Genomic DNA, 12201 nt, shown 5'->3' with positions numbered 1-12201 from the left:
TTCAACTCGCTCCTGCTTTACCGGTGCCCGGTGAATTCCACTACCTGCTGGAAGGTGGGGCGGTTTTGCCAGTGGATGGGGGCGACGCCGGACAGGCCGATGGCGCGGTGCTGGATCTGGTCCTGGCTTTCGTCCACGTTCCAGCTGTCCATGCTGGCAATGCCGCCCAGTTGCTCGATGGCCTGGTTGAGGCTGTCGGCCAGGGCATCGCGGCAGGCGTTGCTGTCATCGCTATCCGCACAGCGCAGGGCCCGATACGGGTTGGCGCTGGTACCCAGAGCCTGTTCCAACACTCGCCCTACATAGCCGTAGTAGCCATTGTTATAGGCGGACCCGCCGGCCCCGGGCTTGTTGTCACGACCCATCAGCGACAGGTTCTGGCCGTCCACGTCTTCCACGGCGGTGACCTGTGGCAGCAGGATATCGATCATCAGCGGGTACCAGGCATCCATCAGGGCCACGGCGGCTTCTTCATCGTAGTTGCCGCTGCCGTCCCGGTCGCGACGCATGGCGCCGTTGGTGACCCAGTCCTGCATCAGGCGGATGGCGCTGTCCTGGTCGCCGGTGACGGGCGCACTTTCCAGCAGGGCCAGGGCATGGGGAAGGATTTCCTGGCCGCGCAGGTCCACGGTGGCCGCATCGCCCATGGCTTCTACCATGCGTGCCCGGGTGACGCTGCCTTCTTCCACCAGTTGTTGCAGGCGCACATCAAGGATGTCGTTGCGGTGGGCGGAGCCATAGGGGGCGTGGGCGTCCGCAGCCCACCAGTCACGGGCCGGGCGGTTGTTCCAGCTGGCCAGGTAGCCACGTTCCGGATTGCTCTCCTGGGGATGCGCCTGTTGGGGCAGGAAGCCGTTCCAGTCGTACTGGCCGTTGCCCCAGCTGGGCAGTTCCGGGTGGATGCCGTTGGCACGCTGGGGGTAGTCGCCGGAATGGAAGAAGGCGATATCCCGGTCGTCGATATAGAACCAGTTGAAGCTGCCCGTGGTGTTGTAGAACACGTCGTAGAAACTCTGCACATCGTGCACCTCATTGCGGGTGGCCTGCATGAAGGGCAACGCGGTATCCAGTTCAGCAAAGTAGGTGCTGCGCTGGCGGGTCACTGCCACGGGCAGGCCGGACACGGTGGCAAAGCCAATCACCGGGCCGTACTCCTCGGTGCGGATCACGCGGCGTTGGACGGCTTCGTTTTGGCCGACCGCTTCCGGGTCCGTGGAGGAGGCCAGGTTCCAGCGGGCCACCCACTCTTCGTCGATCACGTCGAAGGGTTTGCACTGGCCGTTGACCTGATAGCCGCCTTCACCGTGGGCGGGGGCTTCGGCGGGTGAGCAGCGCTGTACCACGCGCACGTCGGTGAGGTCGGAGCTGCCGGAGGTGGCGCTCCAGGCGAAATCCGGGCCACGGCCGATCACCACATAGGGTAGGCCGGTAAAGGTCATGCCACGGGTGTTGAGGTCGCCGCCATGGATAGACATTTCCAGCAGTAGCTGCGGGACAAAGTAGCTGGTCTGCGGGCCGAACACGGCCAGCGGCTGGCCACTGGCGGAATGCTTGGCATTGAGCAGCAGGGCATTGGACATGGTGCTCGGGAAGCCATCACGCAGGCCGTTAAGGCCGGTTTCGATGCCGGCAATGCGTTGCATGACTTCCTGTCGTTGTTCGTCGCTCAGGCGCTCCTCGGAGGCGTTGCCGAGCTGGCGAACCTGTCGGGTGAGAGTGGCCCACTGGGAGCCCAGTTGGGCGCCATCGTCGTGGAGGAATGACAGGGACAAAATGCCACCGAGCAAATCGCCCACGGTATCCAGCAGGCCGCCGACTACACCGGTGCCGGGGAGAGCGGGGACATTACCCAGTGCCTCAGGGCACTGGGGCTGGCCGGGTCGGCCGCAGGGTTCATGGGTCAACGGTTGATGGGCCTGGAAGGAGCCGGCGTCGAACATGACGGCTCCGGGGAACTGGCCGGCCAGCTCGCCGCTTAGCGGGCACAGGTCGGGCAGGGTCGGCGGTGACTGGGTGGCAAAGGAGCGGGTGGTGGTGACGGAGGATTCCGCATCCAGCCCATTGCGCAGGTCTTTCCACAGGGCGCAGGCACTTTCCGCGCTGCCGGTCTGTTCTTCCAGCGCTTGCAGCAGCAGCACGTTCTTGTGCTCGTTGCCGCCGCCGCCGGCGAAGATGCCCTGAATCAGGGTGGCGATGGCGACCACGTCTTCAATCACGAAGGGTTCCAGTTGCACGCCCAGCGCCACGTATTCCACCGGCACTTGCAGCAGGCCGCCACGGGCATCACTCACGTACTGGTTCAGCCCGGCCACGTAGTTGGTGGCGTCTTCGAATACCTGGGCGCCGTCGTCACCGAAACGGGCGATGGTCTTGGCGATCATGGTGGTGCGGTCTTCTTCCCGGTAGGGCGCATCCACCGCAATGTCCTGGTCGAAGGAGAAATCCGCCGGGCCCAGGAAGCGCGACAGTTCACCCCGGCCAGCCCGGCGCAGTACGTCGAGCAGGAACAGGCGGTCGGCGGCGGTGACATAGCCGACCCCGAACAGGGCGTCACGGCGGGAGTCGCCGTAAATGTGCGGCACCCCGAAGTTGTCCCGCTTGATGTCCACCTGGTAACCGGCGGCATCCAGAGTCAGCTCACTTTCCCAGTTGCCGGCGTCGGGGCCCAGCAACGGGGCGGCCTTGAAGTAGTCAGTGAGTTGATCATCTGTGAGTTCCGGTTCGCTGCGCACCAGCGCGTCGTAGAGGCCCAGCTGATCATCGAAGTGAGGCTCTTTGGTGAGCGCGGGGACCAGGCCGGTTTCCGCGACCAGATCATCCAGCAGGGTGCCGACCAGGTCCCCCAGACCGGGGATGTCGGCGGTGAGGCTGCTGAGCCCACCGATATCATCCTGGCCGGGGGGCAGGATGTTGAGCACGGTGCCGTAATCCGCAAAGGGCGCGGAGACGGTGGCGGGGCGGTCCGCTGGCGGTTCCGGCGTGGGTGTTTCCGGTTCCGTGGGTACGTTGGGGGTGGGCGTGTTGGCCACCGGAGCGGGGCTGCTGGAGCCCCCGCCTCCACAGGCGCTGATCAGGCTGGCGGCAAGCAGCGCGGTCATGACAAATCCGGGTTTCATGGTGCTCTCCTCGGGACTTTATTGTTTTGGCGCGAGATTGTTTTGGTGCGAGGGTTGCGCGGGATCGAGCAATGACGCAATTTTTCGCACGGTCGTCCCAAGATTGGCATTCCCATGGGTATGGGGGGAGAGGCGGCAACAAAACAGAAAGAAAAGCCTACTTAACGCAGCATGCAACACGCTTCATGCAACACGCGCAACATGGAGGGAAGAGCAGGTTTGGGCGTGCGGGTGAGTTGAAAGTTTAAAGTTGGAAGTTCAAACGCGGGCAAGCGAGGGGGGGGGGGTATTCAGTTCTGTGCCCGCGATTCGGTGATAGCGCGGGTGCAGAGGTTGGGTAGCCTCTGCATTATCCGCGCCGTGTTGCGTGTTGCGTGCTAGCCCTTCTTTTCCATATGCGCCAGCACGTTGGCCAGGCGGTCGACGAGGATCTTGTTGATGCTTTTTTCCAGTACCCGGCCCAGTTCATCGCTGACCACAGCATCGGCCAGTGGGCGGATGCGGGTGATGAAGTCGGCCAGTTTGGGCACGTCTTCGCCTTCGGGGAGGGCTTCGTCGCCGTACTTTTCATCCACCAGGTGGTGGATGATCATGCCGATGAAACGCTCGGCCAGCTTGTCCACTTCCTCGCGGACCAGGCTCACATGGGTGAGTACCGCATCCAGCGGCACGCCGGCTTCGCTGAGTTCCTTGCCGGCGTTGTAGACGCGCGGGTAGGGCAGGCGCAGGCGCATGCCTTCGGGAATGATGTAGCCGAGCTTGACCGCCTTGGTCATCACTTCCGGGGTGATGTCTTCGCCGAAGTCATCCAGCAGATCCTGGTAGTCCACGTAGGAGGGGACGCTGGGGTTCTGCCAGGAAGTAACGGCCACTTCCAGGCCGAGAATATCGTTGAGCTCGCGGCCCTGTTCCCAGGCGCTGAGCAAATCGCGGATGTTGTTGAGGGTGTAACCGCGTTCCAGCAGGGCGCCGATGATTTTCAGGCGTGCCAGATGCACATCCGTGTAGATACCCGTGCGGCCGCGCTTTTCCGGGGGCGGCAGGATGCCGCGGTCCTGGTAGGCACGCACGTTACGCACCGTCGAGCTGGCTTCGCGGGCCAGTTCGTCGATGGTGAATTCCTTGTGGTCGCCGGTGTCAGCCGGGGCCTGTTGTTCTGCCGGCTGAGTGTATTTTTTCAGGCTGCGCAGAATCGCTGCGGGATTACGGTCACTGGTTTTCATGTGGCGATGATAGCCCCCTTTTTGCACTGGGGCTAGAAGGGGAAAGAGACGCGGCACGCAATATGCCGAATGCCTGAAGCCTGAGGCCGGACGGTTAAATATACCCAGAGGTTTTTGATTGTTGGTGTCTGGCACCAGGCGTATGGCGTTTTCTTCTAAGGCGTCATATCCACTTGTGCCAGATTGCGGGCCAGGGATGGGGTGAAGCGTCCCAGCCACTGCATGCCCCGCGCTTCCGGACTCACGGGCACCACCGCGCGATTGTTTTGTACGGCTTCAACAATGGCCTGGGCGACCCGGTCCGGGGTATAGGCCCGGCGCTGGTACAGCTTGGCGGCATCCTCCCGGCGGCGGCTTTGTTCTTCGTCGGCCACGCCCACAAAGCGGGTGCTGCGGGTGATGGGGGTATCAATGATACCGGGGCAGATGGCGCTGACGCCGATGTTGTGCTCCGCCATTTCTGCACGCAGGCATTCGCTGAACATGAGCACCGCGCTTTTGCTGGTGGCGTAGGCGGGCAGCATGCGCGAGGGCAGAAAGGCGGCGGCGGAAGCCACGTTGACGATATGCCCGGCCTTGCCGTTGTCGACCATCTGGCGGGCGAATAACCGGCAGCCGTGGATGACGCCCCACAGGTTCACGCCCAGCACCTGTTGCCAGTCCTTCACGCTGGTGTCGAGTAGTGAGCCGGAAAGGCCGATGCCGGCGTTATTGATCAGGATGTCCGGGGCGCCCAGTTCCTTTTCCACGTAGTTGGCCAGGGCCTCCATGGAGCGGGTGTTGCTCACGTCGCATTTGCGGCTGAGCGCGTCGCCGCCTTCACGGATGATGATGCTGGCGGTGCTGGCGGCGGCCTCGGCATTGATGTCGGTGCACAGCACCAGCGCGCCCCGGCGGGCAAAGGCTAGCGCGGTTTCGCGGCCGATGCCGGAGCCGGCTCCGGTGACCACAACCCGCTTGCCGCTGTCCGGGCCTTTCGGGTGTGTGCCGGTCACTTCGCTGCGTTGCAGTGGGCCGCTGGCAGGGGCGCCGTCGATGTGTTGAATGAACTCGCGGATCCAGCGGGCGGTCACGTCCGGGTGTTGCAGCAAGGGGCCCCAGTGGCCGCAGTCCAGTTCCCGGCGCCACAGGCGATCGGTCCACAGATGCAGGTCTTCAAGCATGGCAGGGCGCACATAGTTATCTTCGCGGGCAACGATCAGTTGCACCGGTACCTTGGTATAGCGCTCCCGGGGTTTGAGCAAGGAGGGGCGCATGTTGGCGCGGTACAGTTCGATGCCGTGAATGCCGTCCTGTTGCTGGGTGGCGCTGGTTTCACTGTGCAGGTTTTCGCTGCGGCGCAGTAACTGGGGCCAGGCCTTGGCCAGCCCGACTTTCCACAAAGTCGGCGCCAGCACCGGTAATTGAAAGGCGCCGATATACCAGGAGTGGGCGAGCTGATTGAGTACGGTGCCAATTTTCTGTTCGCGCAGCCGGGCTTTCATCCACTGGCCCACGTGATCCAGGCAGGGGCCGGACAGGGTGGTGTAGGAGGCAATGCGTTGTTCCGCGCCGGGGTCGGTGACCGACTCCCAGGTCTGAATGGAGCCCCAGTCGTGGCCGACCAGGTGGACTTTCTCATTGGGGCAAACCGCATCCATCACCGCATGCAGGTCGTCACGGAGCTGGCGGAGCTTGTAGGCTGCTCGACCTTTTGGAATAGAGGAATTGCCGGCACCGCGGACATCATAGGCGACCACTTTGAAATCCCGGCTGAGTCGCTCTGCCACCTTTTCCCAGACATGATTGGCGTCGGGATAGCCGTGAACCAGCACCACGGTGGGGCTCTTGTCGGAACTCCAGGTCCGTACGGCCAGATCTACGCCATCACGGCTCACTTTGCTGTCGCGCCACTGCACCATCAGGCTGCTTCCTCTTGCTTGTGGTTATTGCCGTTATTGTTTGTGTCGAGCAGGTGCGCCGGAGTGTCGGTCAGCCAGCGCGGGCCCTGGTCGTCCATCAGCAGGAATTCACTGCTGCCGACGCTGTGCGTGCCATCGCTCAGGGTCAGCTGCCATTGCCACAGGCCGGGTATCAGCGGCCCTTCCCCGATGCGGTTCCCTTCGGGCAGGGTGCCGGTGAGCGGCGCCAGGCGGTAGTGCTGGCGCAGGCCGGGGAAACGGTCAGCCAGCTGCTGGGGTGTTTCCCCCCGGACCAGGGCGTGTGGCAGCTGGTCGCGATAGTCACGCAGACGGCGGTGTAATGCGGCCAGCTGAACGACGTCGGGGCCGCTGAGGCAGGCCTTGGCGGCGTAGCCGTTTTGCACCGCATCGCAACGCAGTATATAGCCCATGCCGATCCGGTAACGGCGCTTTCCCGGTCTGTTCAGGCCAAAGCGACGGCGGGTTGGCTGGGCGGTAAAGCGCACCTTTGGCGGGCGGGCCGGATCGAACAGCTGGTGCGCACGTAACCAGTCACGGATCAGCAGCTCGCAATCCTGCTCGGTCATGCCCGGTTGCAGGGATCCAGCGATAATCTGCAGCCCTTTGTGCGCCTGCTGCCAGGCCGCGAGATAAGGCGCCAGCGCCTGCGAGTCCGGGGTCCAGAATGCGTTCATGAACGCCTCCGCCATGTTGTCGTTGGAATGGAGTTCGATCATTACAGTGCTCAATGTCACGGTCAACCGCCGTGACTGGCATTGTTACCCGGGTGATGACTCCCCAGGGCCAATTGCGGGGGCAAAAACGGCTGGTGAAGAGCTACTTCGACACGACTCGATCTCGGCAGGTTTGCCAGCGCGCTGCGGCCGCAGCGCGGCAAAAAAAAGGGCCGGCAAAGTGCCGACCCTGAAAGTCACCGGAAAAGGGAGAGCTCGGTGAAGTAAAACGGTTAGGCGGCTTCCTCGTTGAGCAGGTCGCCAAGCAGGGCTTCGAAGTTTTGCAGCTGCTCGCTGTTATCGTGATCCCACGGATGGAAGCCGGGTTTGAACCAGTCGAACCAGGGTTTGGTGATGTTCAGGAAGATCCCTTTGCGGCCCCAGGTGTGTTTGGCCACGGCCCGCCAGCCTTTCAGGTCGGTCAGGCCGCCCTTGATGCGCACGTTGTGCAGGTAGAAGGGGATAAACAGGGCAAAGAAAATGCCAGTGGCAAGCACCAGGGTGCCGCTGCGCAGGGCGTAGGCGCCCAGATCGCTGTCGTCGCCAATCACCGTGCGGTACACATCGAAGGCTACGGCCTTGTGTTCGGTTTCTTCCAGAGCGTGCCAGTTCCAGATGGCCTTGTAGCCCTCGTCGGCGCCTTCCATGAGTTCGGGCAGATCCAGCAGGCCGCCGCCGAGAATGGCGGTCAGGTGTTCCAGCGCCACGGTGGCGGCCAGTTGAAACGATTTGGGGCTGTATTGCTGGGCAGCGCCAAGCAGCTTGGCCACAAAGGCTTCCTGGGCATGCAGCGGAATACCCGCCTGGGCGACGAAGTCGTTGTATTCTTCGTGCTCACGGCCGTGCATGGCTTCCTGGCCGATAAAGGCGGTCACTGCCTTTTTCAGCTCCGAGTCGGTAATCTGGTCGCGATAGTGACGGACGCTGTCGATAAAGAAGCGCTCGCCCACCGGGAAAAACAGGCTCATGGTGTTGAGGAACTGGCTGACATTCAGGCCGTCCCGGTGCCAGGTCAGTGCTTTGGCCGGGTTCAGGTTGAATTTCAGGTTTCGACGTATGGGGAGTATCGAGATCGCCATTGTGCGTCCCTCCGTAACTGTTACATCATTCAATGATACAATCGATGTGCGCAGCATCAAGAACTTTTCATCGGGAAAGGCAAAAAATGGCGAGTAATAAACAGGAAGTGGCAAATCGTTTACTGGATGGGCTGGTCGAATATCTGTTGGCGCGTCTCTCGCCGGAGCAGCTGGACTCGCTGATTGTTGATGAGCTGGATTATGTCCTTGAACGGGCGGCAGGTTATTCCCTGAATCAGTGGGTGCAGGCTGACCAAATTTTTGCCACGGCGCAGAAATACGCGGTGCAGATGGATATCAGCGGTGCGATTCCCGAGCTGGTGGGCGATATGGTTGAGCGTTTCTATGACCACGCCATTCAGAGCGAACGCATCGTGGAGGAGGTGATCGACGAAGCCGTGGTGATGGCGCTGCTGGATAAAGGGCTGGAAATTCCTCTGTCACGTGAAGGCATGGCCTGGCTGGGGCGTAACCCGGTGCTGCTGGCGTTGTTGGCCGGTGGCGCCCAGCTGGGGCTCAAGACGTTGCTGCATCAGGGTTTGCCCGGCCCCCTGCGCAGCCAGTTGAGCAAACGCTTGCCGGAGCGCTGGTTGTCCAGCCTGGAAGCGCGGCTGCAGGAGTGGTTGTTGCGCCGCATGGAACAATTGCTGAGTGACCCGTATCTGTACCGGGACGAGAACCTGGACGAGCTGCGTGAGTTGGTGAAGGTCGCTTGGCAGGACTTTGGCCAACGTCCGGTGGCGGATCTCAAGGAGCTGGTGAGCAGCGAGGATATTCAGGAGCTGTTCGTGATTGTGTTCGAGTACTGGCGCGAGTTGCGCCACACGGATTACTTCAATGCCATGCTGGAGTCGGGGGTGCAGGCCTTTTTTGATAAATATGGCGATACCAGCCTCACCGGTCTGCTGGATGAGCTGGGCGTCACCCGCGAGCTGATGCTGGGTGATGCCCGCCGCTTCCTGCCGCCAGTGATGGCCAAGCTGCAGAGCGAAGGGTTGCTGGAAGCGTGGCTGCGTCGGCATCTGGCGGGGTATTTTCAGGCGGAGGAGACGCTGGAACTGCTTAATTAATAGTTAATAATGAATAATTAATAGCTGCGCGGGCGAGTCTCGAGTTGCTTTTAAATCCAAGAGGCCGCGTCCAAAGTCAGGGCGCGGCCTCTTGCGTTTACGGGGCCAACCAATGTTGTCCCGCGAGTTATTAATTATTAACTATTAATTATCAATTGCTTTTCGATACGCCTGGGTGTGCAGCAATTCCAGCAACTCGTTTTCCGGCACCGGGCGGCTGAGCAGGTAGCCCTGGATGCTGTCGCAATGCATATCGCGCAGGATGCTCAGGTGTTCTTCGGTTTCCACCCCTTCGGCGATCACGTTCATCTTCAGGCTGTGGGCCATGTCGATGATGGCGCGGGTGATGGCGGCATCGTCCGGGCTTTTGTCCAGGTCCATGATGAAGGAGCGATCGATCTTCAGGGTGTCCACCGGGAAGCGCTTCAGGTAGCTCAGCGACGAATAGCCGGTGCCGAAATCGTCCAGTGCCAGCTCAATGCCCCGGGTGCGCAGTTGCTGGAGCAGTTCGATGTTCTGCTCCATGTCTTCCATGATCAGGCTTTCGGTGAGTTCCAGTTCCAGCAGGTGCGGGGGCAGTTCGGTGGTGGACAGTACCCGGTCCACGATTTCTGCCACGTTGCCTTTGCGGAACTGGTGAGCGGACAGGTTTACCGATACACAGATGTTGCCCAGCCCCTGTTTGTACCACTTGTGGGCCTGGCGGCAGGAGCGCTCCAGTACCAGTTCACCGATGGCGGAAATCAGCCCGGTTTCTTCGGCCAGGGGAATGAAGTCCGCCGGCGGCAGCAGGCCCATGGTGGGGTGCTGCCAGCGCACCAATGCTTCCACCGAGGTGATGCGGTTGCTGGCCAGCTCCATTTTCGGCTGGTAGTACACCACGAATTCGTTCTTGAAGATGGCCTTGCGCAGGCTGGTTTCCAGGGCCAGCTGTTCCACTGACGCCACGCGCATGTTGCTGCGGTAGAACTGGAAATTATTGCCGCCGCTGCGTTTGGCCTGATACACCGCCATGTCGGACTGGTTGATCATGCTTTGGGCTTCTTTGGCGGTATCCGGGAACAGGCTGATGCCGATGCTGGCGCCCAGCAGCAGTTCGTGGCCGTCGATCAGGAACGGCTTTTTCATGGCGTTGATCAGTTTCTGGCATTGCTGGCTGATGCCGCTTTCGCCGCCGTGATTCTCCAGCAGCAGGGTGAATTCATCACCGCCTACCCGGGCCAGGGCTTCTTCGCCGCCAGCATGTTGGGCAATACGTTCGGCGGCGGCCTTGAGCAGGCGGTCACCGATTTCATGGCCGAGGGATTCATTGATCGGCTTGAAGCGGTCCAGGTCGATCATCAGCAAGGCCACTTTTTCCCGGTTAAGGCGGGCCAGCGTCAGCGACTTGTGCAGGTGCTCACGGAACTGGGTGCGGTTGGCCAGGCCGGTGAGGCGATCGTAGTTGGACAGGAACTGCAGCTGTTGTTCGGTTTCCTTGCGGGTGGTCAGGTCGGACATCATCCCCACATAGCGGATCACCCGTTTCTGCTCGTCACGGACGGCGCTCATCTGCAACCATTCGGGGAAGATTTCGCCGTTGCGGCGGCGTTCGCTGATTTCCCCTTCCCAGAAGCCACTTTCCTGCAGGGCAGTGGTAATGCTCAGGTAGGTGTCCCGGTTGGGCTGAGTCTGCTCTTCTTCGAGGATGCGGCGGCCAATGACCAGGGACTCGGAATAGCCGGTGATCTGTTCAAAGCGGGCGTTCACGGCGAGGAAACGGAACTCTTGATCAAGGATGAAGATGCCTTCCGGGGCGTTTTCGAACACGGTGGCGGCCAGGCGTTGTTGTTCCTGGGCCTGGCGGTCATCGGTGATGTCCCGGCGGGTGCCGATCATGCGGGTGGCGCGGCCGTCGCGGCTGCGGGATACCACCCGGCCTTCATCCTCAATCCAGCGCCAGCTGCCGTCTGCGTGGCGCAGCCGGTAGACCGCGTGGTAGCGGCTGTCTTCGCCCTTGAAGTGCGACACCATGGCGCGGCGGATGCGGGTCAGGTCGTCTGGATGAACCAGGGTTTCCAGGTCGCCGAAGAAGTTCTTGAAGTAGGCGCTGTCGTAACCCAGCAGGCGGTCGAAGTTGGTGTGGTAGTTGCGCCCGGTATCCAGCATCCAGTCCCACAGGCCGATGTTGCTGGCTTCCAGCGCCAGTTCCAGCCGTTCACTGGTGGCGGCCAGGGCGGTGTTGGTTTCGCCCAGTGCCTGGGTGCGTTCCTGCACCATGCTTTCCAGCCGTTCGTTGGTTTCCTGCAGCCGCTGGCGGGCTTCCTTGCGCTCGTAGATTTCCTGGGCCAGTTTCTCGTTCAGGGCTTCGGCATCGCTGCGGGCCCGGTTCAGGTAATCAATCAGGGAGCGGTTGCTGGCCTGCAGCATCATCGCCTGGTGGCCGGTGCGGTTGATACGGCGGGCGGCGACCAGGAAGAACAGCCCCAGCAGTGACATCAGCACAATCAGTGAAAACGGGTGGTGCTGCTGGGTTTCAGCCAGGCGGGTCACGGCCGGGCCCAGCAGCATCACCAGGTACAGAAATACGGTGGGGAAATGGCTGCTGTAGGCGGCCAGCGCCATGACACTCAGGCCCAGGCCCAGGCAGGCGCAAACCAGCTGCGCGCCCAGCATTTGCGGTGAGAACAGGGTTTCCAGGGGGTTGAACAGGTAGCCGGCCAGGCCTAGCAGTAGCGGCGTGGACAGGGCCAGCCCGGAGAGCATGCGGCGGCAGAACGGCATGGTTTCCTGCGCATCCAGGCGGCGACGGCAATAGGGCAGAACCAGCAGGCGGGCAATCTGTATCACCGCGATGACACCCAGCCAGATGAGCAGGGGCTGGTGGGCAATCGGGGTAAACCAGTAAGCCCAGACCAGGGTAATGGCGGCTGCACTTTCCAGCAGCAACAGGGCGGCAATGCCGCTTAGCAGCAATTGGCACTGTTCATTAAGTACACCGTTGAACGGTGGTACTGGCTGGGATGATGGAGACTGCGAAGACACCGTGAATGCTTCCTCTGGCTCGGGGCCGAGTGTTTTTGTTTTCCAGTTTACCCA

Annotated in this window: 7 protein-coding genes; 1 reads left to right on the top strand and 6 read right to left on the bottom strand. The window is 61.7% G+C overall.

Annotated features, from left to right (window positions below):
* Positions 1 to 17 precede the first annotated feature (17 nt).
* The 5 genes from ADG881_RS10215 to ADG881_RS10195 form a co-directional block, all read right to left on the bottom strand.
* Positions 18 to 3116 carry a penicillin acylase family protein gene (locus ADG881_RS10215; RefSeq protein WP_007150791.1) on the bottom strand — a complete coding sequence of 1033 codons (3099 nt, stop codon included), beginning with the start codon at positions 3114 to 3116 and terminating at the stop codon, positions 18 to 20.
* Positions 3117 to 3493: 377 nt separating this feature from the next.
* Positions 3494 to 4339, bottom strand: a complete 846-nt coding sequence (locus tag ADG881_RS10210) for a MerR family transcriptional regulator (RefSeq protein ID WP_007151241.1) — start codon at positions 4337 to 4339, stop codon at positions 3494 to 3496.
* Between the two features lie 155 nt (positions 4340 to 4494).
* The gene (locus ADG881_RS10205; RefSeq protein WP_007149806.1) at positions 4495 to 6240 is read right to left on the bottom strand and encodes an SDR family oxidoreductase; all 1746 of its coding nucleotides are present in this window, start codon (positions 6238 to 6240) and stop codon (positions 4495 to 4497) included.
* A complete protein-coding gene (locus ADG881_RS10200) occupies positions 6240 to 6977 on the bottom strand; it encodes a hypothetical protein (RefSeq protein ID WP_007149250.1) in 738 nt (245 codons plus the stop codon). Before ADG881_RS10200 ends, ADG881_RS10205 begins: the two co-directional genes overlap by 1 nt.
* Positions 6978 to 7207: 230 nt before the next feature.
* Positions 7208 to 8053 (bottom strand): metal-dependent hydrolase, encoded by an 846-nt coding sequence (locus tag ADG881_RS10195; RefSeq protein WP_007150621.1) that lies wholly within the window; start codon positions 8051 to 8053, stop codon positions 7208 to 7210.
* An 86-nt stretch (positions 8054 to 8139) separates the two neighbouring features.
* Between ADG881_RS10195 and ADG881_RS10190 the strand changes: the two genes are divergently transcribed.
* Entirely contained in the window at positions 8140 to 9123 is a 984-nt protein-coding gene (locus tag ADG881_RS10190) for a hypothetical protein (protein ID WP_007148994.1), read from the top strand.
* A 144-nt stretch (positions 9124 to 9267) separates the two neighbouring features.
* Here the strand turns inward: ADG881_RS10190 and ADG881_RS10185 are convergent, their stop codons facing one another.
* Positions 9268 to 12147, bottom strand: a complete 2880-nt coding sequence (locus ADG881_RS10185; RefSeq protein ID WP_039926578.1) for a GGDEF domain-containing phosphodiesterase — start codon at positions 12145 to 12147, stop codon at positions 9268 to 9270.
* Positions 12148 to 12201 lie beyond the last annotated feature (54 nt).

It is taken from the genome of Alcanivorax sp. DG881, from assembly GCF_000155615.1.
GTDB lineage: Bacteria > Pseudomonadota > Gammaproteobacteria > Pseudomonadales > Alcanivoracaceae > Alcanivorax.
This window is presented reverse-complemented; position numbering and strand designations above follow the sequence as displayed.